Below are 25,721 nucleotides of genomic sequence, written 5' to 3' on the forward strand. Positions count from 1 at the left end.
GGACCATCATGTTAAAAAATTCCACCATCAAATTGCGTCTTATCGTACTGCTCTGCATGCTCTGCCTGCTGCTGCTGGCCGTTGGCAGCCTCGGGTTATACAACATGCAGAGCAGCAATACCGGGTTGCAGCGCGTTTACAACGACAGGGTGGTTCCCCTCAAGCAGCTGAAGACTATCTCCGACAGCTATGCCGTCTCGATCATCGACAACCTCAACAAGGCCAATGCGGGGCTGATCCCGGCAGAAGAGGCTTTGAAGCAGATACAACAGGCCCAGCAGACAATCAAAAACGAGTGGCATCACTACCAGTCCACCACTCTCACACCAGATGAACAGCGTTTGTCAGCCGAGGCGACAACCCTGTTCAACGCGGCCGATACCGATATTGGCAAGCTGGAGAAATACCTCGCCACCCAGCACGGCATGATTACTGGCATGCTGAACACTTTTGACGGTGCCCTCTATGGCTCCATCGACCCGATAGGCAACAAAATCACCGAGCTGGTCAACCTGCAGCTCAATGTGGCCAAGTCGGAATATACCGCAGCGCAATCCTGGTATGACGTGATGCTGATAACCATGGCGGTGGTTATCGCGGTCGGCATTGCACTCGCAGCCTGGTTTGGCACCCTGCTGATCAAAAGCATCATCACCCCCATCGAACAGGCTCTGCGCGTGGCCAATAGTCTGGCCGATGGCAATCTGGATGTATCGATCCAGATAGACTCCAACGATGAAGCGGGTCAGCTCTTGATGGCGATGGATAACATGGTCAAGAAACTGGGGGCCTTGATCACGGATATCGAAACGCTGGTCACCGCCGCTGTCGAACAGGGCGACTTCAGCCACAAGATTGCGCTGGAGGATCGTCAAGGATATATCAAGCGGGTATCCGAGCTGCTGAATCGCCTCTCCCATGTGACAGATACCAGCCTGGAAGATGTGATGCGCATTGCCACCGCGCTCTCCAAGGGTGACCTGACCCAACGGATCGATGAGCCCTATCCAGGAATTTTTGGCCAGACCAAAGACGGCCTAAACCGGACCATCACTGCGCTGACCAATATCATCGAAGAGGTACGCAACGCCGCCGACAACCTGACCAATGCCTCCAATCAGGTGAGCAATACGGCGCAGGCATTGAGCCAGGCCACCAGCGAGCAAGCAGCCAGCGTTGAAGAGACCAGCGCCTCTATCGAGCAGATGAGCGCCAGCATCAATCAAAACACCGAGAACGCCAAGATCACCGACAGCATGGCCAGCAACTCGGTGCTGGAGGCCACCGAAGGGGGCCAATCCGTTCAACAGACGGTGACCGCCATGCAGCAAATCGCCAAGAAAGTCAGCATCATCGACGACATTGCCTACCAAACCAACCTGCTTGCCCTCAACGCTGCCATCGAGGCGGCTCGCGCCGGAGAGCATGGCAAAGGCTTCGCGGTGGTTGCTGCCGAAGTGAGAAAACTGGCAGAGCGCAGCCAGATCGCAGCGCAGGAGATTGGCGAGCTCTCCTCCGACAGCGTCAGCAAGGCAGAGCGGGCTGGCAACCTGCTGGAGAGGATCGTCCCCTCCATTCGCAAGACCTCTGACCTGGTACAAGAGATCAATGCCGCCTCAGGCGAACAGGCCAGTGCAGCCAACCAGATCAGTCTGGCCATGAACCAGCTTAATCAGGTGACACAGCAGAATGCGGCCAGCAGCGAGGAGCTGGCGGCCACGGCCGAGGAGATGAGCTCGCAAGCCAGCGAACTGCAGCAAACCATGGCCTTTTTTGCTCTGGAAAAAAGTGCGCAGCTCAACACCAGGCCCCATGAAACCAGCCACAAGGGCATGCCTCCCAGAGGCAGTTTCATCGCCCCCCCACAACGGACCAGCCAGCCCAATCAACCATCATCCCATTCCATTGATGACGCGGATTTTGTCCGCTTTTAACCGGAGGCGACCATGCATACATCCACCGACATCACGGTGCCATCAGCGGCCGCTGACGCGAGCAGTGGCGATGCCCAGTACCTGACATTTCTGATCAACAACGAGATGTTCGCCATCAATATTCTGGGGGTCAAAGAGATCATCGAATACGGCAATATCACTCCGGTTCCAATGATGCCGGGTTTTATTCGCGGCGTAATCAACCTCAGAGGAGCGGTAGTGTCGGTCGTAGACTTGAACGCCCGCTTTGGCAATGCACCTTCGGTCATCACTCGCCGCAGTTGCATCGTCATTATTGAGGGGGTGGCCCCGCAGGGCGATGAACCTGTAGGTCAGGATATTGGCGTTGTGGTGGATTCCGTATCGGAAGTACTGGGTATCCCACAAGCAGATATCGAGCCCCCACCCAGTTTTGGTGCCCGCATCCGGGCCGATTTCATTAGCGGCATGGGCAAGGTCAACGGCAAATTCGTCATCCTCATCGATACAGGGAAAGTGTTGTCACTCGATGAGATGGCTCAACTCAACGAACTGGCCCAGCCACAGGCAAGGTTGCCACAAGGCAACCTGCAACCCTCCTGAACAGGCCTCCATACTCCACGACATGCAGCACAAGGAAACGCTCATGACCCAATCACTCTTAGGAAAACTCTTCGGAGACAATGCCACCGAAGTGAGGCAGCGGACCCAGTTACTCGACGCAATCGGCCAGCTGCAACACACAGTCCTGGCAGAGCAGGTTCCAGCACCACTCGATCTTTCCGGTATGGATAGCCCCTTGCGTGAAGTAGGACATGCCATCAACGAGGTGGTCACCTTGCTCAGTGACAAGCTGGAACAGAGCCGCAACGACATTAAAAAGAACCAGATGTTGCTCCATGAGAACCAGCTGGTTCGCAAAGCCCTCGATTGCGCCAGCACCAACGTGATGATTGCCGATACCAACCTCGACATTATCTATATGAACGAGGCTGTGACCGGCATGCTCAATCAGGCTGAGACCGACATTAAGAAAGAGCTATACAGCTTCAACGCCAATCAGCTGATGGGCGCCAACATCGACAGCTTTCATAAAAATCCCGGCCATCAGCGCGCCATGCTGGCCAAACTCAACAGCACCTACCGCACCCAGATACAGCTGGGGGGGCGCACCTTCTCCCTGATCGCAAATCCGGTCTTCAACGATACCGGAGAACGGTTGGGATCCGTGGTCGAATGGGCCGACAGAACCAAGGAGGTAATGATAGAGAAAGAGATGTCCGACATTGTGCAGGCCGTGATCAATGGCGAGCTGCACCGCAGGATGGAACTTGCTGGCAAGAGCGGCTTCTTTCAGGCGATGGGAGAAGGGATCAACCAGATTGCCGAAGTGATCGACAGCACCCTCAACGACGTCATCCGGGTCGTGCAATGTCTGGCAAAAGGGGATCTGACCCAACAGATTGAGGCGGACTACCCCGGCGTGTTTGGCACCACCAAGGATGCGCTCAACAAGACCATCGCTTCGCTCACCAACATCGTCACCGAAGTGCGCGGCGCCTCTGACAACCTTTCAAGTGCCGCCGAGCAGGTAAGCGCGACCGCCCAGTCGATCAGCCAATCCAGCAGTGAACAAGCCTCCAGCATGGAGGAGACCAGCGCCTCCATCGAACAGATGAGCGCCAGCATCAACCAGAATACCGACAATGCCCAGGTCACCGATGGCATGGCCAGCAAGGCAGCCAAAGAGGCCGTAGAGGGAGGAGAAGCGGTCAAACTGACTGTGGATGCCATGAAGCAGATCGCCAGACGGATTGGCATCATCGATGACATCGCCTACCAGACCAATCTGCTGGCACTCAACGCAGCTATCGAAGCTGCGCGGGCTGGCGATCACGGTAAGGGCTTTGCCGTAGTGGCGGCGGAGGTGCGCAAACTGGCCGAACGCAGCCAGGTGGCAGCACAGGAGATTGGTGAGCTAGCCTCCAGCAGTGTCGAGATGGCGGAAAAAGCAGGTCGTTTGCTGGATCAGATGGTTCCTTCAATCAACAAGACCTCGGATCTGGTGCAGGAGATCAGTGCCGCTTCGGTTGAGCAATCCACCGGTGTCAGCCAGATCAATCAGGCCATGAACCAGCTGAGTCAGGTTACCCAGCAGAACGCTTCTTGCAGCGAAGAGCTGGCTGCCACAGCAGAAGAGATGAGCAGCCAGGCTGAACAGCTGCAGCTGGCCATGGAGTTCTTTACCCTGGAGGCCCACACCAAAGAAGGTAAAGCAGCCACCTCGCATCTTCACCCCAATACCCGAGGTCGCTTCATGAACGAGAGCAATGCCAACAGTCGGGAACGAGCCGCCACAGTCCAACGCCCCACGGGCGATAGCGATTTTGTCCGGTTCTAGTCACGGGAGAGGCGTTGCCTCTCCCGTCTCCGACAACACAGGTAGAGGGACTGTTTTTTGTATCAAACCCAGCTGCATGATGATGAGTTCTCCCGTTTCCAACGCTGGCTTCATCAAACGGCGGGGATAGAGCTGTCTCCAGCCAAGAAGGCGCTGGTGGCCAGCCGCTTGGCGAAACGCCTCTGCCACTATGAGCTGGATAGTTATGACGACTACTTCCAGCTCATCATGAACGATCGCAGCAGCGAACTGCAGCTGGCGCTCGATCTCCTTACCACCAACGAAACCTACTTTTTCAGGGAGCCCAAACACTTCGAGTTTCTGACGCGGGAGATAGTCTCAACCCTCCCGCCAGAGCAATCGCTGCGAGTCTGGAGTGCCGCCAGTTCATCTGGCGAGGAGCCCTACAGTCTGGCCATGACCCTCGCGGAAAAACGCAGCACCTTCAACTGGGAGATACTGGCCTCCGATATCTCGTCCAGGGTGCTGGAACAGGCGATGAGCGGTCGTTACCCCATCGAGCGGGCGCAAAATATTCCACTGCCCTTTTTGATGAAATATTGCCTCAAGGGTGTGGGCCTGCAGGAGGGCATCTTCATCATCGATCGCAAGTTGCGAGACAAGGTGCAGTTCATGCAGATCAACCTCAATCAGGATCTGCCAGACATCGGCATGTTTGACGTCATCTTCATCAGAAACGTGATGATCTACTTCAACAAGGAGACCAAAGGGCAAGTATTGCAGCGGCTGGTACCCAGACTCAAACCCGGTGGCTACCTGCTGGTGAGCCACGCCGAGAGCCTGCATGGCCTGCACCACGGCCTGCAGCTTGTCTCTCCTTCCATCTATCAGAAGAGATAAGTCATGACTCGGGAGGTGATCCTGCAACCGGGAGAGCTCTTCTTTGGCAAGGAGGATGTGGTGGTCAGAACCGTACTGGGCTCCTGTATTGCCATCACCTTGTGGCATCCGGAGCAGAAACAGGGAGGAATGTGTCACTACATGCTGCCAAGTCGGCGCAATCCCTCTGCCAAGCTGGATGGGCGCTATGCCGATGAGGCCCTCGCCTTGTTGCTGCAAGCAGCCAGTCACTATCCCGCCCCTATCCATGAATATGAGGCCAAGTTGTTCGGGGGTGGCAACATGTTTACCGAGCCTCAATACGCACAGAGCGACAACAATGTCGCCACCAAAAATATTCAGGCAGCCTGGCAGCTGACCCGACACCTTGGCCTTGATATCAAGGCTCATCATCTTGGCCATAGCGGCCACCGAAGCTTGCTCTTTGAGCTCAGCAACGGCAGTGTCTGGCTCCGCCATCATCGTCTGCCACATCAACGGGAGTCGCGAGAATGAAGCAGATCCGGGTCATGCTGGTGGATGATTCCGCCGTGGTCAGACAGGTATTGCAAGCGGTGCTGGAGCAGGAGCCTGATATCCGGGTGATAGCCACAGCATCGGACCCCCTGTTTGCCCAGGAAAAACTGAAGAAAGAGTGGCCTGACGTCATCGTGCTCGATGTGGAGATGCCCCGTATGGACGGCATAACCTTTCTCACCAAGATCATGGCGGAGCATCCCACCCCGGTGGTGATCTGCTCCTCCCTCACCGAAAAGGGGGCCGAGACCACCTTGCAGGCAATGGCTGCCGGCGCGGTGGACATCATCACCAAGCCGACCATGGGGATAAAAAGCTTTCTGCAAGAATCTGCCCACGACCTGGCTATGGCGGTACGTGCTGCGGCCCAGGCCAACCTCAAGCGCGTGGGCAAGCCCTCCTCTGTACCGGTCAGCACTAAACTCAACGCGGATGCCATGCTGGCGCCCAACCAGCACGCCATGGCACAAACCACCGAGCGGCTCATCGCCATCGGCACCTCGACCGGCGGCACCCAGGCACTGGAAGCCGTGCTGACTGCCTTGCCCCGGGTCAGCCCCGGCATTGTCATCGTGCAGCACATGCCGGAGAAATTTACCGCCATGTTTGCCGAGCGGTTGAACGGGGTCTGCCAGATAGAAGTGCGGGAGGCGAGGAACAATGACCGGGTAATCCCGGGGCTGGCGCTGATTGCCCCCGGAGGCAAGCATATGCTGCTCAAACGCAGCGGTGCCTACTATCACGTCGAGGTAGTCGACGGGCCGCTTATCAATCGCCATCGCCCCTCGGTAGATGTGCTGTTTCGCTCCGTCGCCAAATATGCCGGCAAGAATGCCACCGGCATCATCATGACCGGCATGGGGGATGACGGAGCCCGGGGATTGCGCGAGATGCTGGATGCGGGTGCCAACACCTATGCCCAGGATGAGGCCTCCTGCGTGGTCTTCGGCATGCCCAAGGAGGCGATCAAGCTGGGAGCAGCCCGCCATGTACTTCCCTTGCAAGAGATGCAGTACGCCATCCTCGGCAAGTAATCCCTTATTGCGCGTTTTGACCATAAAAAAATCCGGCTCCCATTGGGGAGCCGGATTTTTTACATCAACCGGAACCTATCCGGTATCAGGCGAGCAGATTACTCTGCAGCAGGCGCTTCTTCTGCGACCGGAGCGGCGTCAGCAGCAGGTGCAGCTGCTTCGGTCGGGGCGTTCGCTTCCTTGATGGAGAGACGTACGCGGCCCTGACGGTCCACTTCCAGTACCTTCACCTTGACTACGTCACCGATGGTCAGGTGGTCAGCCACGTTCTGCACGCGAGCGTCGGTGATCTGGGAGATGTGTACCAGACCATCTTTGCCCGGCAGAATGTTGACGAATGCACCGAAATCGGCCAGACGAACAACTTTACCTTCATAGATGCGGTTCACTTCGATCTCGGCGGTGATGGCCTCGATGCGACGGATCGCTTCCATGGCGGCTTCGTTGGCCACGGCGGAGATACGTACAGTACCGTCATCATCCAGCTCGATGTTGGTGCCGGTCTCTTCGGTCAGCGCACGGATCACGGAACCACCCTTACCGATCACGTCCTTGATCTTCTCGGGATTGATCTTGATGGTGTGGATACGCGGTGCGAAATCGGAAATCTGGGCACGGGGAGCCTGGATAGCTTCGTCCATCACTTTCAGGATGTGCAGACGAGCGCCACGAGCTTGCTTCAGCGCAATCTCCATGATCTCTTTGGTGATGCCTTCGATCTTGATGTCCATCTGCAGCGCGGTCACACCTTCGGTGGTACCGGCTACTTTGAAGTCCATGTCGCCCAGGTGATCTTCGTCACCCAGAATGTCGGACAGCACGACGAAACCTTCTTCTTCCTTCACCAGACCCATGGCGATACCGGCAACGGAGGCCTTGATCGGCACACCGGCATCCATCAGCGCCAGAGAGGAACCACAGACAGACGCCATGGAGGAGGAGCCGTTGGATTCGGTGATTTCAGAGACCACGCGCACCACGTACGGGAACTCGGCGGCGCTCGGCATCACGGCAGCAACGCCGCGCTTGGCCAGACGGCCGTGACCGATTTCACGACGCTTCGGGCTACCCATCATGCCGGTCTCACCGACACAGTATGGCGGGAAGTTGTAGTGCAGCATGAAGCGATCGGCACGGTTGCCGGTCAGCTCGTCGATGTTCTGGGCGTCACGCTCGGTACCCAGAGTGGCGACCACGATGGCCTGAGTTTCACCACGGGTGAACAGGGCAGAACCGTGGGCACGGGGCAGAATACCGGTACCTACGCTCAGGGCGCGGATCATTTCCGGATCGCGACCATCGATACGCGGCTCACCACGTACTACGCGACCACGAACGATGCGGCTTTCCAGGCTGTGGAACTCTTCGCCGATCTTCTTGGCATCTTCTTCCACACCGGAAGCGATAACTTGCTCAACCACACGACCCTTGATGGCCGCGATAGTTTCGTAACGAACAGCCTTCTCGGTGATGCGGTAGGCTTCACCCAGCTCGGCGCTCGCCAGCTCGGCAACCTTGGCTTTCAGCGCTTCGTTGACGGCAGGCGGAGTCCAGTCCCACGGCTTGGTGCCGACGGCAGCGGCAAACTCGTTGATCGCATTGATCACGGTCTGCATCTGCTCGTGACCGTACACCACGGCGCCCAGCATCACTTCTTCGGAAAGGATGGCCGCTTCGGACTCAACCATCAGCACGGCATTGGCAGTACCGGCAACCACCAGATCCAGATCGCTCTGCGGCAGTTCGGTAGTGGTCGGGTTCAGCACATACTGACCGTTCATGTAACCCACGCGAGCAGCACCGATCGGGCCGCCAAACGGGATACCGGAGATGGCCAGTGCAGCAGAGGCACCGATCATGGCAACGATGTCGGGGGATACGGCCGGATTCACGGACATTACGGTCGCAACGACCTGAACCTCATTGAGGAAGCCTTCCGGGAACAGCGGACGAATAGGACGGTCGATCAGACGGGAGATGAGGGTCTCGCCTTCGCTCGGACGGCCTTCACGACGGAAGAAACCACCCGGGATACGACCAGCAGCATAGGTACGCTCCTGGTAGTTGACGGTCAGCGGGAAGAAATCACGGCCGTGATCGGCCTCTTTCTTGCCGACTACGGTCACAAATACGCAGGTATCGTCCATGCTGACCATAACGGCCGCAGTGGCTTGACGGGCCATCACACCGGTTTCCAGAGTGACGGTGTGTTGACCGTACTGGAATGACTTTACAATAGGATTCACGTGAATTTCCTTTTTACAATTTGGCTCTTTAAATTCGCGCACAAGTATACTTGATTCGATGCAAAAGGTAAGCGGCGACGCGAATTCTGTGAGGCAGGCAACGGCTTGAAGAGCAATAAAAAAGGGGAACCTGACGGTTCCCCTTTTTCGCGAAATCTGATGGTCGATTAACGACGCAGACCCAGCTTGGCGATCAGAGCAGCATAACGCTCGGAATCTTTACGCTTCAGGTAGTCCAGCAGCTTACGACGCTGGGAAACCATGCGCAGCAGACCGCGACGACCGTGGTGGTCCTTGGAGTGCTCTTTGAAGTGACCTTGCAGATGGTTGATCTGGGCAGTCAGCAGGGCAACTTGCACTTCGGGGGAACCGGTGTCGTTGGCGCAACGAGCGTTGTCAGCAACGATTTGAGCTTTGATCTCAGCATTTAGAGACATGGTAATACTCCAGTAGAGTGTTTAAAGGTTCACAGCCAATCTCTAATTCAGCCGTGAAATGAGGGCCGTATCATAATCGTCCCCGCCCCTTTTCGCAACGATAAAGAGGCGAAACGGGAAAGACGCGCAGATACGCCTGAGGATCACTCCTCGTCGTGATAACGCACCAGTCGCTTGGGGGCGACGCGGCCATCATCATCAATCTCGCCAACCCCGATGAACTCGCGCTCCGGGCCGACCGTCATGCGAACCTGACCGCTTTGCGGCGCACCCGCTACCTGCACGGCCTGGCCCTGATTCACATAGGCAGCCACAACAGCCAGCATGTTCACCTCGGGCAAGCTTGCCACGGCGGTATCCATCGGCAACAACAGCGGATCCAGCTGCTCGCGCGGCGGGATGCTCTCGGCCTTGGCCTGCTCGAAGATGCACTCGAGTTGCTCCAGAGTCAGCATCCGCTCGTACGGATAGCTGGCCACCTGGGTACGACGCAACTGAGTCACGTGGGCACCACAGCCCAGCACTTCACCCAGATCATCCACCAGAGAGCGGATGTAGGTGCCTTTGCTGCAGTGCACTTCAAGGCGCACTTCATCACCTTCGAAGCTCAGCAGTTTGAGCTCGAATACGGTGATGGGACGGGCTTCACGCTCAATCTCGATGCCTTCGCGGGCATATTCGTAGAGCGGACGGCCGTTGTGCTTGAGCGCGGAGTACATGGAGGGCACCTGCATGATGGGGCCACGGAACTGGTCCAGCGCCTCGATCAGGGTACCGACAGCCACGTTCACCGGACGGGTGGAGACCACCTCACCGTCGGAGTCGCTGGTGTTGGTGCGCTCGCCCAGTTTGGCGGTCACCTCATAGCGCTTGTCCGCTTCCAGCAAATACTGGGAGAACTTGGTGGCCTCGCCGAGGCAGATCGGCAGCATGCCGGTCGCCAGCGGATCCAGTGCGCCGGTGTGACCGGCCTTGGCGGCGTTGTAGATGCGCTTGACCTTCTGCAACACATCGTTGGAGGTCAGGCCGGTCGGCTTGTCCAGCAGCAGAATGCCGTGCACATCACGGCCCTTGAAACGACGTCTTCGGGTCATCTCAGGCTTTATCCTCAGTCGTGTCATCCGGTGCGGATTCAGCTTCTTCGTCACGGCCGGATTCGGCCATGCGACGCTTGTCTTCACGCACAGTGTTGGTCACCAGGTTGGAGAGACGCATCCCCTCGACCAGGGTCTGGTCGTAGTAGAAACGCAGCTCGGGCACCACGCGCAGACGCATGGCACTGCCCAGCAGACTACGGATATATCCGGCTGCTTCGGTCAGACCCTGCAAGCCTTCCTTGATGCGCTCGGCATCATTTTCCAGCTGCAAGAAGGTGACGTAAATCTTGGCATAGTTGAGGTCACGGGACACTTCCACATCGGAAACGGTCACCATGCCGATGCGCGGGTCTTTCACCTCGCGCTGCAGGATCAGCGCAATTTCACGCTGGATCTGCTGTCCGACCCGACGGGTCCGGCTGAATTCTCTGGCCATATTCTATCCTGCGATAAAAGGGGGCCGCGGCCCCCTATTTTGTCTAACTCTCGGCTTACAGAGTCCGTTGGATTTCAACAGTCTCGTAAACTTCGATCTGGTCGCCTTCGCGTACGTCGTTGTAGTTCTTGACCGCAATACCACACTCGTAGCCGTTGCGAACTTCGTTGACGTCATCCTTGAAGCGGCGCAGGGATTCCAGCTCGCCTTCATAGATAACCACGTTGTCACGCAGAACGCGGATACGGTTGGAACGCTTGACCACACCTTCGGTAACCATACAGCCGGCAACGGCGCCGAACTTCGGAGACTTGAAGACGCTACGCACTTCAGCCAGACCGATGATCTCCTGACGATACTCAGGGGCCAGCTTGCCGCTCATGGCCTGCTTCACTTCGTCGATCAGGTCATAGATGACGGAGTAGTAACGCAGATCCAGGCTCTCGGATTCGATGACCTTGCGCGCAGATGCGTCGGCACGGACGTTGAAACCAACCAGGATGGCGCTGGAAGCAGCAGCCAGGGTCGCGTCGGTTTCGGTGATACCACCTACGCCGGAACCCACGATCTTCACCTTCACTTCGTCGGTGGAGAGTTTAACCAGCGCATCGCAGATCGCTTCCACAGAACCTTGTACGTCGGCCTTGATCACCACGTTCACTTCGGACACTTCGCCCTCGGTCATGTTGGCGAACATGTTTTCCAGCTTGGCCTTCTGCTGGCGAGCCAGCTTGACTTCGCGGAACTTGCCCTGACGATAGAGCGCCACTTCACGGGCTTTCTTCTCGTCACGGACAACGGTGGCTTCGTCACCGGCAGAGGGAACGCCGGACAGACCCAGAATTTCCACCGGCAGGGACGGACCCGCTTCCTTGATCTCGCGACCCAGTTCGTCACGCATGGCGCGAACACGGCCGTACTCGAGACCACACAGAACGATGTCGCCCTGACGCAGAGTACCTTCTTGTACCAGTACGGTAGCAACCGGACCACGACCTTTATCCAGGAAGGATTCGATCACCACGCCGTTGGCCATGCCGTCAACCACCGCTTTCAGCTCCAGTACTTCAGCCTGGATCAGGATGGCTTCCAGCAGGTCGTCGATGCCTTCGCCAGACTTGGCGGATACGTGCACGAACTGGCAGTCTCCACCCCAATCTTCGGACATGACGTTGTAACGGGCCAGTTCGGTCTTGACGCGATCCGGATCCGCTTCAGGCTTATCGATCTTGTTGACCGCAACAACCAGCGGCACACCGGCAGCCTTGGCGTGCTGGATAGCTTCGATGGTTTGCGGCATCACGCCGTCGTCAGCTGCAACAACCAGAACAACGATATCGGTCGCCTTGGCACCACGAGCACGCATGGAGGTAAACGCCGCGTGACCCGGGGTATCCAGGAAGGTGATCATGCCACTGTCGGTCTGGACGTGGTAAGCACCGATATGCTGGGTAATACCACCGGCTTCGCCAGCAGCAACCTTGGCTTTACGAATGTAGTCGAGCAGCGAGGTCTTACCGTGGTCAACGTGACCCATGATGGTAACGACCGGTGCGCGCGGCTTGGCTTCGGAGGTCTCGTCACGATCGGACAGTACAGCCTCTTCCAGCTCGTTCTCACGACGCAGCACAACCTTGTGACCCATCTCCTCGGCGACCAGCTGAGCGGTCTCCTGGTCGATCACCTGGTTGATGGTGGCCATGGCACCCATCTTCATCATCACCTTGATGACTTCAACGCCCTTGACGGCCATCTTGTTGGCCAGCTCGGCCACAGTGATGGTCTCGCCGATGACGACGTCGCGGTTCACCACGGCAGCCGGCTTGTTGAAGCCGTGCTTCATGGCGTTCGGCATGGCGACCTTGCCGCGCTTGCCTTTACGGGCACGCGGGTTGCGAGAGTCGCGATCATCTTCACGACGACCGGCTTTCTTCGGTGCCTTGGCAGCTGCGGCAGTGCGGCGGCTGGTCTCTTCTTTCCGATCCAACTCGTCTTCTGCGGCTTGCGCATGCTTGTTGGTGGTCAGATGGTAGTCGCTGCTCTCTTTGGCGCGAGCGGCCTCTTCTTCAGCCCAGCGGGCTGCATTCTGTTCCGCCATGAGACGAGCCTCTTCGGCTTTCTTCGCGGCGAGTTCTTCAGCCTTTTTCAAAGCTGTTTGTTCCTGTTGGCGCTTCAGTTCTTCTGCTTCGCGCTTGGCCATCTTTTCTGCCTCTTGCTGAGCTGTGCTACTGGCTGCTTTGGCGGGCTGTGAAGCCTGTCGAGCCTTTGATTGTGCCTCGATCCGCGCCTTTTCCTCAGCTTCACGACGAGCTTGCTCAGCCTCACGGCGAGCCTTCTCTTCAGCTTCGAGGCGAGCCTTCTCTTCGGCCTCGCGACGAGCTTTTTCTTCTGCTTCCAAACGCGCTGTTTCCTCGGCTTCCGCCTGACGCTGTTCATCTTCCAGCGCCGAGCGTCTTACATAGGTGCGAGACTTGCGCACTTCTACCTGCACTTCCTTGTTCTTGCCGCCAGTACCCTGAACACTGATGGTGCTCTTGGTCTTGCGCTGCAAGGTCATGCGGGCAGGAGCGGCGACCTCGTCACCTCCATGCTGTTTCTTCAGGTGTGCCAGCAGAGCCTGTTTCTCAGACTCGCTGACCATGTCGTCGGCCTTGCTCTTGCTGATACCGGCATCGACAAACTGCTGGAGAAGACGATCAACCGGTGTGTCGATGTCAGTGGCAAGTTGTTTGACTGATACTTCTGCCATTCATTTTCCTCCGTTTGATCTTACTCGGACTGCTCTTCTCCGAACCAACAGATATTGCGAGCAGCCATAATGAGCTCACCTGCCTTCTCGGCAGTCAGCCCTTCAATATCAGCAAGGTCATCGATACCTTGCTCAGCCAAATCTTCCAGGGTGCCCACGCCACGGCCCGCCAGAGCGTAAGCCAGTTCGCGGCTCAGACCGTTCAGATTGAGCAGCTCTTCGGACGGCTCAACGCCATCGAAAGACTCTTCTTTGGCCAGTGCCTTGGTAGTCAGGGCATCTTTGGCGCGCTTGCGCAGCTCTTCGACCATGTCTTCATCCAGACCGTCGATAGCCAGCAGCTCGTTGACCGGTACAAAGGCGATCTCTTCCAGGGTAGAGAAGCCCTCTTCCATCAGCAGACCGGCGAAATCGTCGTCGATGTCCAGGGTGCTGGTGAACAGGTTCATGATGCGGTCGTTTTCGGCCTGGTGCTTGGCACGCATGTCCTCAACGGTCATCACGTTCAGCTCCCAACCGGTCAGCTGGGAGGCCAGACGCACGTTCTGACCATTGCGACCGATGGCCTGAGCCAGGTTGGCAGCTTCCACGGCGATATCCATGGTGTGGTTGTCTTCATCAACGATGATGGAGGCCACATCGGCAGGTGCCATGGCATTGATCACGTACTGGGCCGGGTTGTCATCGTACAGCACGATGTCGGCGCGCTCACCGCTCAGCTCGGCGGAGACAGCTTGCACACGGGCACCACGCATACCGATACAGGCACCGATCGGGTCGATACGACGATCGTTGGTCTTCACCGCGATCTTGGCGCGGGAACCCGGATCACGGGCGGCGCCCATGATTTCGATCATCTCTTCACCGATTTCCGGTACTTCGATACGGAACAGCTCTTTCAGGAAGTCCGGGCTGGAACGGCTGACAAACAGCTGGGAACCACGGGCTTCCGGACGAACTGCGTAGAGCAGGCCACGGACACGGTCGCCCGGGCGGAAGGTTTCACGCGGCAGCATGTCATCACGGAAGATCACGGCTTCAGCATTGCTGCCCAGATCCAGGATCACGTTGTCGCGGTTGCTCTTCTTGACCACACCACTGATGATGGTGCCTTCTTTATCTTTAAACTGATCAACTACTTGTGAACGCTCAGCTTCGCGCACTTTCTGCACGATAACCTGCTTGGCGGTCTGGGTAGTGATACGGTCGAAGGTCACCGAGTCGATCTGGTCTTCAACATACTCACCGATCTGGATCTCCGGCTGATCAATCTGCGCCGCTTCCAGGGTGATTTCAGCGTAAGGGTTCTCCATCGCGGCTTGATCCGCAATAACGACCCAGCGGCGATAAGTGTCGTAGTCACCGGTCTTGCGATCGATCTCGACCCGAACTTCAATCTCGCCTTCATATTTCTTCTTGGTCGCAGTCGCCAGCGCGGTTTCCAGAGCCTGGAAAATCTTCTCGCGGGGTACCGCCTTCTCGTTGGATACTGCGTCAACGACCAGCAAAATCTCTTTATTCATATCCGATAGCCTCGTTAACCAAAGTTCGGCACTATGTTCGCTTTTTGGATATTGGTGAAAGCCAACACGTCGTCCTTACCATCTACTGTCAGGGTGATCATGTCGCCTTGCACAGCTTTGATTACGCCTTTGAACTTGCGGCGGTTATTTGTTGCCATCCGAAGCGTTACCGCCGCCTCTTGGCCAACGTATTTTTCGAAATGGGCAACCTTGAACAGCGGACGATCCATGCCGGGGGAGGACACCTCGAGGTAGTACTCCTCGGTGATGGGATCTTCGACGTCCATGATGGCGCCAACCTGATGGCTGACCTCAGCACAGTTCTCGACAGTCACACCCTGCTCGCCGTCGATATAGACACGCAAGGTGGAGTGTTTACCCGCACGGATAAACTCAATACCCCAAAGTTCAAAACCCAAGGCAACGACCGGAGCCTCGAGCAGATCGGTCAAACGTTGTTCCAACGTAGCCAAAGTCACCCTCCGAAAAACAAAAAAAGGGCATAAAGCCCAGATAGAGATCGATACAGAGTAAATTGCACATAACAAAAAGCCCCGATGTCAAATCGGGGCTTGGCGCTTTACCCTGATTGTCGCCTCGCAGCGACCGCCTTCCTGAGCGTAGGAAATGCGTGAAATTTGGTTGCGGGGGCCGGATTTGAACCGACGACCTTCGGGTTATGAGCCCGACGAGCTACCATGCTGCTCCACCCCGCGTCCGAAATCGTGCGAGATTATAGCCAGTTCAATCTATTCATACAAGAGTGACTGGCTATAATACACTCGGCTACCCGAGCTCACTACTTAATTGGTGCCGTGGGCGGGACTCGAACCCGCACACCCTAGAGCACTACCCCCTCAAGATAGCGTGTCTACCAATTCCACCACCACGGCAAAACTCACTTACTGGGGAACGTCAGTATCTTTGTTTACTGGCGCTTTAGTCTGCTCAACCTGTTGGGTTTGTTGCAGATTCTCCCACTCACTACCCTGTTTTACCTTGTTGCTGGACATAGATCCGAGCACCAGGCTGATAACGAAAAACAGAGTAGCCAAAATTGCTGTTGTTCGGGTCAGGAAACTGCCTGAACCACCGGAGCCGAATACTGTGTTCGATGCCCCTGCGCCGAAGGAGGCGCCCATATCAGCCCCTTTACCTTGCTGAATCATCACAAGACCAATCAGGGCCAGTGAAACCAGCAGATAAACGACTAAAAGAATCTCGTACATTTAACTTGCACCCTTTGCCGCTTCAACAATTCCTAAAAACGCATCGCTATCGAGGCTTGCTCCGCCAATCAGTCCGCCATCAATGTCGGGCTGTGCAAACAAATCTCTCGCGTTGCTTGGCGTTACGCTCCCACCATAGATGATTCTAACTTTCTCACCTATTACCGGAGTATCCTCCGCCAAGCGACCACGTATAAAGGAATGAACCTCTTGTGCCTGCTCGGGTGTGGCGCATTTACCTGTACCTACAGCCCAAATCGGCTCGTAGGCGATGATAGCATTATCGAAAGCCATCGCGCCATTTTTCTCTATGACGATATCCAGCTCTTCAGCGATCACCTCGAAGGCTCTTCTCGCCTGCCTCGCCGCGCCTGATTCACCTAAACAGAGGATGGGAATCAAGCCTGCCGCTCTGGCTGCCGCAAACTTCTCTGCGACTATAAAACTGGTCTCACCAAAGAGACGCCTGCGCTCGGAGTGCCCTACCAATACGTAACGACACCCTGCCTCAACCAGCATCTGACACGAGATTTCTCCGGTGTAAGCGCCAGCCTCGTGCTGACTCACATTCTGAGCCCCCAACTTTATTACATTCTGCTCATTAAGCAGTGAAGCGCTAAAGTCGAGATGCACATGGGAGGGACAGAGAACCACATCTACTTTTCCGTCAACGCCGTTTAGGCACTGACTTGTAAACTGCTCTAACTGCGACCTACTACCGTGCAACTTCCAGTTGGCTGCTACAAACGGCTTGCGATGTCCCATCGGCAACTCCCTTGCGAAAGCGGGGCTGATAATATCCAGAGGATGCTCAGCTGACAAGTGCTATTTTTAAATTTTTGAATCGTTTGAACAAGATACAACCAGGGCGGCTAAAAAGCCGCCCCAAGTGTTCATTAAAACGCCGATTCAACCTGCTTGGCGATGCGCTGAGCCATGTCACGTACCTGCTGTTCATGCTCCCCTTCGACCATGACCCGGATCAGCGGTTCGGTACCTGATTTACGCAACAGTACGCGACCACGACCAGACAGCTCCTGTTCCACCTTGGCAACCTCAGCCATGACAGCATCCGCGGCCAGCGGATCCTTGCCTTCGGCAAAGCGAACATTCACCAGCACCTGCGGGAACTTGCTCATGCCGGAGCGCAGCTTGGCAAGCGGCATCTCGGCACTGCGCATGGCGGTAAGTACCTGCAAGGCAGCCACGATGCCATCCCCGGTGGTAGTCTGATCCAGACAGATAATGTGACCGGAGTTCTCGCCACCGATACGCCAGCCCTTCTCTTCCATCATCTCCAGCACATAGCGGTCACCCACTTTGGCACGGGCAAACGGAATGCCCAGGGTTTGCAGCGCCAGCTCCAGACCCATGTTGGCCATCAGGGTGCCGACGACACCGCCTTTGAGGCGACCATTGCGCAGGGCATCGCGCGCGATGATATAGAGCACTTCATCACCGTCGATGAGATAGCCGGTATGGTCAACCATGATCAGACGATCACCATCACCATCAAAGGCAACCCCCAGATCGGCCTTGCACTCCAGCACCTTGGCCACCAGAGCGTCAGGTGCAGTCGAACCGACACCATCGTTGATGTTGAGACCATCCGGGGCACAGCCCATGGTGATCACTTCGGCACCCAGTTCGCGGAAAACCGACGGCGCAATGTGGTAAGTGGCGCCGTGGCCACAGTCGACCACCATTTTCACCCCATCCAGATTCATGTGGGAGGGGAAGGTGCTCTTGCAGAATTCGATATAGCGACCGGCGGCATCATCAATGCGCACCGCTTTGCCAAGTTCGGCCGACTCGACACACTTGAGCTCGTGATCCAGCTCGGCTTCGATAGCCAGCTCGACATCATCGGGCAGCTTGGTGCCGTCGGCGGAGAAGAACTTGATGCCGTTGTCGTAGAAGGGATTGTGGGAAGCGCTGATGACGATGCCAGCTTCGGCACGGAAAGTGCGAGTCAGGTAGGCAACCGCCGGCGTGGGCATCGGTCCCATCAGAATGGCCTTGAGGCCTGCCGCAGAGAGCCCCGCTTCCAGCGCGGATTCCAGCATGTAACCGGAGATGCGGGTATCTTTGCCAATCAGCACCTTTTTGGTGCCCTTCTTGGAGAGCACCTTGCCGGCAGCCCAACCTAATTTCATTACAAAATCAGGGGTGATCGGGTATTCGCCAACCTTGCCGCGCACACCATCGGTACCGAAATACTTTCTTGCCATTGTCTGTTCTCTTTATTATCTGGAAATAAAATCTTGTCCCGTCATTGCCAGCCAACCGACGCGCAATGCGTCCATGGTCTCCCGTACATCATGTACCCTGATGATGCGGGCCCCATGCTGCATGCCGATAAGGGCGCATGCCAGACTGCCCGCCAGACGCTCATCCACCGGACGGCCCAGCAGGTTGCCTATCATAGACTTTCGCGACATCCCCACCAATAGCGGCAAGCCATAATCAAGCAGTTCCTTTTGAGCCGCCAACAGCTGATAGTTGTGTGCAAGGGTTTTGCCAAAGCCATATCCCGGATCCAGCAACAGCTCTTCACGACGGATCCCGACCGCCAGACAAGCCGCAATACGCTCATCAAAGAAGGCGCGCACCTCCCCGATCAGGTCGTCATAGTGCGGCTCGACTTGCATGGTTCTCGGCTGCCCCTGCATATGCATCAGACAGACCGGAACCCGCGCTTCGGCCGCGGCTTGCAGTGCTCCCGGCTCTTGCAGTGCCCGCACATCGTTGATCAGATGGGCTCCCGCCTTGCAACCCTCCCGCATCACAGCCGCTTTGGAGGTATCGAGGGAGATCATCACATCCAGCTCACGGGCCATCTGCTCCACGACAGGAATGACCCTGTCCAGCTCCTCCTGCTCGTTCACATCGGGCGCACCAGGGCGGGTTGACTCGCCACCGATATCGATAAGGGTCGCCCCATCCGCCACCATTTGACGGGCATGGGCCATTGCCCGTTCAAACTGGTTGAAATTACCGCCATCGGAGAAGGAGTCGGGCGTCACATTGAGGATCCCCATCACATGGGGACGATCGAGGGAGAGGCTGAGCCCCTTGCTGGTTAACTGCATTTTCACGTCCATCTGATAAAGAAAAACCCCGGGCAAGCCCGGGGTTTGGAGAGTCACAATTATTTAGCCGGCGCGTCATTGGCTTTGTCGATAGTGACATCCGCCACCGGTGCAGCCTCATCGGCAGGCTTGGCCTCGGCAGCCACAGTGGAACCGCCTTGCGGGGTATCACCATGCTCGTCATGCCAGTTGCTCGGAGCACGAACCTCGCGACGGGCCATCAGATCATCGATCTGTTTGGCGTCGATGGTTTCGTACTTCATCAGCGCATCTTTCATGCTGTGCAACACGTCCATATTATCCAGCAGGATCTGCTTGGAACGGGCGTAGTTGCGGTCGATGACCTGCTTGACCTCTGCATCGATCACGCGAGCGGTATCGTCGGACATATGCTTGGCCTTGGCCATGCTGCGACCGAGGAACACCTCGCCATCTTCTTCCGCATAGAGCATCGGGCCGAGACGCTCGGACATACCCCACTGGGTCACCATCTTGCGTGCAATCTCGGTGGCACGCTCGATATCGTTGGATGCACCGGTCGATACCTTCTCGGCACCGTAGATCAGCTCTTCTGCCAGACGACCGCCATACAGACTGGAGATCATCGACTCCAGATGCTGCTTGGAGTGGCTCCAGCGATCCTGCTCCGGCAGATACATGGTCACACCCAGCGCACGACCGCGCGGAATGATGGAGACCTTGTAAACCGGGTCATGGTCAGGAACGAGACGACCAATGATGGCGTGACCAGCTTCATGATACGCAGTCATCTCTTTCTCGGACTCTTTCATCACCATGGAGCGACGTTCTGCGCCCATCATGATCTTGTCCTTCGCCTTCTCGAACTCAGCCATGGAGACCACACGGCGACTTTCGCGAGCGGAGAAGAGCGCAGCTTCGTTGACCAGGTTAGCAAGGTCAGCGCCGGAGAAGCCGGGCGTGCCGCGGGCAATCAGCGCCGGGTTGACATCATCTGCCAACGGAACCTTGCGCATGTGTACTTTCAGGATCTGCTCGCGACCACGGACATCCGGCAGACCGACCACAACCTGACGGTCGAAACGGCCCGGACGCAGCAGTGCCGGATCCAGTACGTCAGGACGGTTGGTGGCAGCAATGACGATGATGCCTTCATTGCCTTCAAAACCATCCATCTCGACCAGCATCTGGTTAAGAGTCTGCTCACGCTCATCATGACCACCGCCCAGACCGGCGCCACGCTGACGACCGACGGCGTCGATTTCATCGATGAAGATGATGCAGGGAGAGGATTTCTTGGCCTGCTCGAACATGTCGCGTACCCGGGAGGCACCGACACCGACGAACATCTCCACGAAATCGGAACCCGAGATGGTGAAGAACGGCACCTTGGCCTCACCCGCAATGGCCTTGGCCAGCAGAGTTTTACCGGTACCGGGAGGACCAACCAGCAGTACGCCAGTCGGGATCTTGCCACCCAGTTTCTGGAATTTGCTCGGGTCGCGCAGATAGTCGACCAGCTCCTTCACCTCTTCCTTGGCTTCATCGCAACCTGCAACATCGGCAAAGGTAGTCTTGATCTGATCTTCGCTCATCAGGCGAGCCTTGCTCTTGCCGAACGACATGGCACCTTTGCCACCGCCGCCCTGCATCTGACGCATGAAGAAGACCCAGACACCGATCAGCAGCAGCATCGGGAACCAGGAGATGAAGATAGAGGTCAACAGAGACGGCTCTTCCGGCTTCTCGCCCATCACTTTGACATTGTGATTGAGCATGTCGTTGAGCAGCTGGGGATCCGGCGCAGGGATGATGGTGGTGAATCGTTCACCAGTACGCTTGACGCCATTAATGACCTTACCGTCCATCCGCACTTCACGGATCTGCTCTTGGGTCACCTCTTTAACGAAGCTGGAATAGTCCAGCTGGCGACTGGTGGTATCGCTGGGGCTGAAGCTATTGAACACCGACATCAAAACGACGGCGATGACCAGCCACAGGATTAAGTTTTTCGCCATGTCACTCAAATCAGTAACCTCGCAGACTGACAGTTAACGATGAAGGTTAGGGTACTACAGTTTAAAACCGGTAGCCACAATGTAGACTTCCCGTGATCTGGCGCGGGATGAGTCTGGTTTACGAATTTTGACAGCGGAGAAAAGTTTACGAATTTCATTGAGATAGGCATCAAAGCCCTCTCCCTGAAACACCTTCACTACGAAACTGCCGTCACTACGCAATACCTGATTGCACATGTCCAGCGCCAGCTCGACCAGATACATGGCGCGAGCCTGATCCACCTGCTGGGTACCGCTCATGTTGGGCGCCATATCAGACATCACGACATCGACCTTGTCGGGACCCACTCGCTCCAGCAAAGCGCCGAGTACAGTTTCCTCCCGAAAGTCCCCTTGCAGGAAATCGACACCAGCAATGGGATCCATCGGCAAAATGTCACATGCGATGACGCGACCCGAATCACCAACCTGTTCAACCGCGAACTGGGACCAACCACCGGGGGCTGCTCCCAAATCCACTACGGTCATGCCATGTTTCAGCAAGCGATCCTTGCCCTGGATCTCGTCAATCTTGAAAACAGCACGAGAACGCAGGCCCATTTTCTGGGCTTTTTTGACGTATTGATCGTCGAAATGTTCTTTTAACCAGCGAGTTGAACTGGGGGAACGTTTTTTCTGGGTCATGATAATCGACTTTAAAAAACCACAAGGGTTATTAGTATTAAGGGCTAAGTGGGGGTAGAATACGCCCCTTTCAACCCTGACTTATGAAGAAATTGCGATGATTCTCAACAATAAACAGAAACAGTACCTCAAGGGCCTTGCCCATAGCCTCAAGCCTGTCGTCCTGCTGGGTCAGCATGGTCTGACCGAAGGTGTACTGGCCGAGATCGATCTGGCACTGAACCATCACGAGCTGATCAAGGTTAAGGTTGCCTCTGAAGATCGCGAAATGAAACAACTGGTTATGGATGCTATCGTCCGTGAAACCGGTTCAATCAAGGTGCAAAGCATGGGTCATGTGCTGACCATTTATCGTCAAGCCAACGAACCCAAAATCCAGCTGCCCCGCAAGTAAAAGGAAAGAGCATCGCTCTTTCCTTATTCCACTTCTTCCCGAGTCGCTTGCCAAAGTAGTCGCAAAGCCCTTAACCTGCGATGAATACTTCCGGACACGCATTATGGCTCACCATCCTATTCTGACCGACGATGAGCTGGCCATGCTGCGGGACTTGGGGAGCAATCAGGACACCCATGTTCTGAGTGGTCACCTCGATGCCCCCATGCTTGGCTTGCTGCAAAAAGCCGAACACCTTGTACTCGAAGCCCGCTTCGCTGGCCATCAGCTGCGTTTTCCCCTGAGCTTTACCCAAGGGGAAGATGGCTTCGTCGAGCCCCGCTTATCTGCACCGGTCATCAGGGAGCTGGGGTTTGCGCAACCGCGCGCGTGGCGTCTCACCCAAAAAGCCAAGCTTTGCAGCGAATTGGGCCTATTTCAGGTACTCAGCCTCTCCCTCAACGGCCTCATCGTGGAAAATTTGCCAACCGACATGGTGGCCGATACCCCCATCAACGGCGAGCTCTGCATCGAGCAAGAGACCCCTCTTCCACTGCAGGGACGACTGGTAAGGCGCATCAAAGCCAATGCCGACCATGCCACCTGGGCACTGAGCTTTCAAATGAGCGAGAGCAACATCGAACGGCTGCGCCATTGGTTGTTTCAGCGTCATCAGGACGCCTTTACCGAGGCGTATCTGTCCTGATTTTTATCAATAATCATATAGATAAAGACAAACAGGGGAGCACAAGCCCCCCTGTTTCATTGTCTGTAGCATTCGCTTAGATATAAGCGACTTCCAGTACTTCGTATTCCACATCACCGCCCGGCGTCTTGACGATTGCAACATCGTCCACTTCCTTGCCAATCAGGGCGCGGGCAATGGGGGAGTTGACAGAGATGAGGTTCTGTTTGATATCAGCTTCATCGTCACCCACGATGCGGTAAACCACCTCTTCCTCTGTCTCGCTCTTAAGCAGAGTCACAGTCGCGCCAAAAATAACGCGACCGTTGTTGGTCATTTTGGTGACATCGATCACCTGCGCATTGGAGAGCTTGGCTTCAATCTCCTGAATGCGGCCTTCACAGAACCCCTGCTGCTCGCGAGCGGCATGGTATTCGGCGTTTTCCTTCAGATCGCCGTGCTCACGGGCATCGGCAATCGCTTCGATAATCTGGGGACGAAGCTCGGTCTTGAGATAATCGAGCTCTTCGCGCAGCTTCTCAGCGCCGCGAACAGTCATCGGAGTATGATTCATAGTCGAAACCTGGGTTGCTTGAAAATAGAAACTGCGGCCATCTGCAAGGAGGCCGCAGCAATCGGTTCGGATGAGGCATCTTAATATGAAGCCAACACAAAATCCACGTCAGCCCCCTGATGCAGATCCCACTTGCGTCATCGACATTCCCCTCGCTTACTTCCCTTCCGGTACGGAAATGGGGGCCGAAACGGTCGGTTTGCCCTGCATGATGGCGATCTCCACCCGCCGGTTCATCCGACGATTTTCCGGGGTGGTATTGGGCACCAATGGCTGGGAATCCGCCATCCCCTGCACCACCAGCCGCCCCTGATCAAAACCGGGGACCTTCAGCATCTGGTGCGCCACCGCCACCGCCCGTTGCGACGACAGCTCCCAGTTGGACTGGAACAGCTCATCTTCGGTCGCCACGTTGTCGGTGTGACCGGAGATGGTGATTTCACCCGGCACATCCTTGAGCAGGGTCGCTACCTTGCGAATGACCGGCCAGAACTGTGGCTGCAGAAATGCCGAACCGGCCGGGAAAGACGCTTTTTCCCTGATCCGGATGATGATCTGCTGGCCCAGCGCCTCAATTTCGATGGCGCCATCCTGGATCTGATCTTTCATCTGCTCGGCGAGGGCTTTGGCCAGGGTATTGGACTGTTCTTGCGCCTTCTTCGCATCCTGCGCGGTATCGCCCCCTGTCTGTTTGCCATCACTCTTGTCCTGACCACCTGCCTGATCCGACTCGCCGGGCAGAAACTCCAGTTCGGTCTGGGTCAGATCGATGGTCTGCTGCATCACGGTATCAATCGGCGTGGGTTCCGGGCGACCGGGCCTGAACTCCTGGGCAATCACCGAGGTTCCCTTGGGAATATCTTTCACCTCAAGGATGTTCTGTACCCCGAATGCCTTGTCCATGGAACCGGCTATCTGCTTGAACTTCTGCACATCCATCTCGGCAAAGGAGAGCAACAGCACGAAGAAGCACATCAGCAGCGACATCAGGTCGGCAAAGGTTCCCATGTAACCAGGGAGACCTGGTGGCGGGCACTTGCAATCAGACATAGCGCCCCCTATTCGGTGCCAGTATTACGTTTGGACTGGTTCAGATAGTTTTGCAGCATGGACTGGATCACCCGCGGGTTCTGGCCATCCTGAATCCCCATAATGGCATCAAGGATCAGGGTACGACTGAGCTTCTCCTCCCCGCTGCGCAGCTCCAGCTTGTCGGCAATCGGGATCGCCAACATATTGGCCTCTATCGCACCGTACAGGGTGGTAAGCAAGGCCACCGCCATCGCTGGCCCGATCGACTTGGGGTCACTCATGTTGGCCAGCATGGCCACCAGACCCACCAACGTACCTATCATCCCCATGGCAGGGCCCAGATCCCCAAGGGTACGGAAGACCTTGATGGCAATGACATGGCGCTCGGCTGTCAGGTCGATATCCTTTTCCATCACGGCGCGCACCACTTCGGCATCGTGACCATCCACCAGCATATCGATCCCTTTTTTCATAAATGCATTGGGGATCTCTGCGGCCTCCAGCGCAAGAAAGCCCCCTTTGCGAGCCGCGTCAGCCAGTTCAACGGCTTTGGTAATCAGGTCTTCAAGCTTGTCGCCCTTGTACATAAAGGCTTTACCCGCCACCTTGAATGCCATCAGGAACTGGCCAAGGTTGAACTTCATCATGGCGATGAAGATTGATCCCAATACAGTGATGTAGACCGATGGCATATCAACATACATGCTCATGGGGCCACCCAACAGCATGCCGTACACCACCACCCCGAAACCCAGCACTATCCCTATCAGACTGCCTAGATCCACGTCCCTACTCCTGTCACCGGTTCTTATGTCTATTTATAGTCTGTTGAATTTTCTGCT

At 56.3% G+C, this 25,721-nt stretch carries 24 protein-coding genes and 2 tRNA genes; 8 read left to right on the forward strand and 18 right to left on the reverse strand.

The genetic code is table 11. The features are described 5' to 3' along the window. Positions 1–8 precede the first annotated feature (8 nt). The 6 genes from ACTG19_RS08120 to ACTG19_RS08145 are packed head-to-tail and all read left to right on the forward strand — an operon-like array spanning position 9 to position 6,725. Positions 9–1,934: a HAMP domain-containing methyl-accepting chemotaxis protein gene (locus ACTG19_RS08120; protein ID WP_005338785.1), complete on the forward strand. Its 1,926-nt coding sequence runs from the start codon at positions 9–11 to the stop codon at positions 1,932–1,934. Between the two features lie 12 nt (positions 1,935–1,946). Next, entirely contained in the window at positions 1,947–2,516 is a 570-nt protein-coding gene (locus ACTG19_RS08125; protein ID WP_429102605.1) for a chemotaxis protein CheW, read from the forward strand. A gap of 43 nt (positions 2,517–2,559) precedes the next feature. Beyond that, positions 2,560–4,314 (forward strand): methyl-accepting chemotaxis protein, encoded by a 1,755-nt coding sequence (locus ACTG19_RS08130; protein ID WP_005338789.1) that lies wholly within the window; start codon positions 2,560–2,562, stop codon positions 4,312–4,314. A gap of 57 nt (positions 4,315–4,371) precedes the next feature. Further along, entirely contained in the window at positions 4,372–5,175 is an 804-nt protein-coding gene (locus tag ACTG19_RS08135; protein ID WP_064338649.1) for a CheR family methyltransferase, read from the forward strand. A gap of 3 nt (positions 5,176–5,178) precedes the next feature. After that, a complete protein-coding gene (cheD, locus tag ACTG19_RS08140; protein ID WP_058059429.1) occupies positions 5,179–5,670 on the forward strand; it encodes a chemoreceptor glutamine deamidase CheD in 492 nt (163 codons plus the stop codon). After that, positions 5,667–6,725, forward strand: coding sequence for a protein-glutamate methylesterase/protein-glutamine glutaminase (locus ACTG19_RS08145; RefSeq protein ID WP_005338795.1), 1,059 nt, complete (start codon positions 5,667–5,669; stop codon positions 6,723–6,725). The genes cheD and ACTG19_RS08145 overlap by 4 nt, the downstream gene beginning before the upstream one ends. A 98-nt stretch (positions 6,726–6,823) precedes the next feature. Here ACTG19_RS08145 and pnp read toward each other — a convergent pair whose 3' ends face one another. The 15 genes from pnp to rlmE all read right to left on the reverse strand — a co-directional run bounded on the left by pnp (position 6,824) and on the right by rlmE (position 22,215). Next, positions 6,824–8,971 carry a polyribonucleotide nucleotidyltransferase gene (gene pnp, locus ACTG19_RS08150; RefSeq protein ID WP_201937376.1) on the reverse strand — a complete coding sequence of 716 codons (2,148 nt, stop codon included), beginning with the start codon at positions 8,969–8,971 and terminating at the stop codon, positions 6,824–6,826. Between the two features lie 167 nt (positions 8,972–9,138). Further along, entirely contained in the window at positions 9,139–9,408 is a 270-nt protein-coding gene (gene rpsO / locus ACTG19_RS08155; protein ID WP_005338797.1) for a 30S ribosomal protein S15, read from the reverse strand. Between the two features lie 143 nt (positions 9,409–9,551). Continuing rightward, the gene (gene truB, locus ACTG19_RS08160; RefSeq protein ID WP_005338798.1) at positions 9,552–10,502 is read right to left on the reverse strand and encodes a tRNA pseudouridine(55) synthase TruB; all 951 of its coding nucleotides are present in this window, start codon (positions 10,500–10,502) and stop codon (positions 9,552–9,554) included. A gap of 1 nt (position 10,503) precedes the next feature. Beyond that, positions 10,504–10,941, reverse strand: a complete 438-nt coding sequence (gene rbfA, locus ACTG19_RS08165; protein ID WP_005338799.1) for a 30S ribosome-binding factor RbfA — start codon at positions 10,939–10,941, stop codon at positions 10,504–10,506. 55 nt (positions 10,942–10,996) lie between these two features. Beyond that, the gene (gene infB / locus ACTG19_RS08170; protein ID WP_005338806.1) at positions 10,997–13,690 is read right to left on the reverse strand and encodes a translation initiation factor IF-2; all 2,694 of its coding nucleotides are present in this window, start codon (positions 13,688–13,690) and stop codon (positions 10,997–10,999) included. Between the two features lie 20 nt (positions 13,691–13,710). Continuing rightward, positions 13,711–15,213 carry a transcription termination factor NusA gene (nusA, locus tag ACTG19_RS08175; protein WP_005338808.1) on the reverse strand — a complete coding sequence of 501 codons (1,503 nt, stop codon included), beginning with the start codon at positions 15,211–15,213 and terminating at the stop codon, positions 13,711–13,713. Positions 15,214–15,227: 14 nt separating this feature from the next. Continuing rightward, the gene (gene rimP, locus ACTG19_RS08180) at positions 15,228–15,686 is read right to left on the reverse strand and encodes a ribosome maturation factor RimP (protein ID WP_042060102.1); all 459 of its coding nucleotides are present in this window, start codon (positions 15,684–15,686) and stop codon (positions 15,228–15,230) included. Positions 15,687–15,852: 166 nt separating this feature from the next. Beyond that, positions 15,853–15,929 (reverse strand) — tRNA-Met (locus ACTG19_RS08185). A gap of 92 nt (positions 15,930–16,021) precedes the next feature. Beyond that, positions 16,022–16,106: transfer RNA gene (locus tag ACTG19_RS08190), tRNA-Leu, on the reverse strand. Positions 16,107–16,115: 9 nt separating this feature from the next. Continuing rightward, complete coding sequence (gene secG, locus ACTG19_RS08195; RefSeq protein ID WP_042060101.1) at positions 16,116–16,442, reverse strand: preprotein translocase subunit SecG; 327 nt, start codon at positions 16,440–16,442, stop codon at positions 16,116–16,118. Next, complete coding sequence (gene tpiA / locus ACTG19_RS08200) at positions 16,443–17,207, reverse strand: triose-phosphate isomerase (protein ID WP_113739042.1); 765 nt, start codon at positions 17,205–17,207, stop codon at positions 16,443–16,445. A gap of 131 nt (positions 17,208–17,338) precedes the next feature. Further along, entirely contained in the window at positions 17,339–18,673 is a 1,335-nt protein-coding gene (glmM, locus tag ACTG19_RS08205) for a phosphoglucosamine mutase (RefSeq protein ID WP_113739043.1), read from the reverse strand. Positions 18,674–18,688: 15 nt separating this feature from the next. Beyond that, positions 18,689–19,534 (reverse strand): dihydropteroate synthase, encoded by an 846-nt coding sequence (gene folP / locus ACTG19_RS08210; protein ID WP_113739044.1) that lies wholly within the window; start codon positions 19,532–19,534, stop codon positions 18,689–18,691. A gap of 59 nt (positions 19,535–19,593) precedes the next feature. Then, on the reverse strand, positions 19,594–21,540 hold the full coding sequence (gene ftsH / locus ACTG19_RS08215) for an ATP-dependent zinc metalloprotease FtsH (protein ID WP_042060094.1): 1,947 nt from the start codon (positions 21,538–21,540) through the stop codon (positions 19,594–19,596). Positions 21,541–21,585: 45 nt separating this feature from the next. Then, complete coding sequence (gene rlmE / locus ACTG19_RS08220) at positions 21,586–22,215, reverse strand: 23S rRNA (uridine(2552)-2'-O)-methyltransferase RlmE (RefSeq protein WP_005338828.1); 630 nt, start codon at positions 22,213–22,215, stop codon at positions 21,586–21,588. Positions 22,216–22,312: 97 nt separating this feature from the next. On the opposite strand from rlmE, the gene yhbY reads away from it, so the two are divergent. Both yhbY and ACTG19_RS08230 read left to right on the forward strand, forming a co-directional pair. After that, positions 22,313–22,609 (forward strand): ribosome assembly RNA-binding protein YhbY, encoded by a 297-nt coding sequence (yhbY, locus tag ACTG19_RS08225; protein ID WP_005338829.1) that lies wholly within the window; start codon positions 22,313–22,315, stop codon positions 22,607–22,609. A gap of 103 nt (positions 22,610–22,712) precedes the next feature. Beyond that, the gene (locus ACTG19_RS08230) at positions 22,713–23,294 is read left to right on the forward strand and encodes a PilZ domain-containing protein (RefSeq protein WP_279497842.1); all 582 of its coding nucleotides are present in this window, start codon (positions 22,713–22,715) and stop codon (positions 23,292–23,294) included. Between the two features lie 76 nt (positions 23,295–23,370). Here the strand turns inward: ACTG19_RS08230 and greA are convergent, their stop codons facing one another. The 3 genes from greA to pomA form a co-directional block, all read right to left on the reverse strand. Next, positions 23,371–23,847, reverse strand: a complete 477-nt coding sequence (gene greA, locus ACTG19_RS08235) for a transcription elongation factor GreA (RefSeq protein ID WP_005338833.1) — start codon at positions 23,845–23,847, stop codon at positions 23,371–23,373. 156 nt (positions 23,848–24,003) lie between these two features. Then, positions 24,004–24,897, reverse strand: a complete 894-nt coding sequence (locus ACTG19_RS08240; RefSeq protein ID WP_005349528.1) for a flagellar motor protein MotB — start codon at positions 24,895–24,897, stop codon at positions 24,004–24,006. Between the two features lie 8 nt (positions 24,898–24,905). After that, positions 24,906–25,664, reverse strand: a complete 759-nt coding sequence (gene pomA, locus ACTG19_RS08245; RefSeq protein ID WP_005349525.1) for a flagellar motor protein PomA — start codon at positions 25,662–25,664, stop codon at positions 24,906–24,908. Between the last annotated feature and the right edge of the window lie 57 nt (positions 25,665–25,721).

Origin of the sequence: Aeromonas sp. 3P (assembly GCF_051919745.1) — a bacterium.
Taxonomy (GTDB): Bacteria; Pseudomonadota; Gammaproteobacteria; order Enterobacterales; family Aeromonadaceae; genus Aeromonas; species Aeromonas veronii.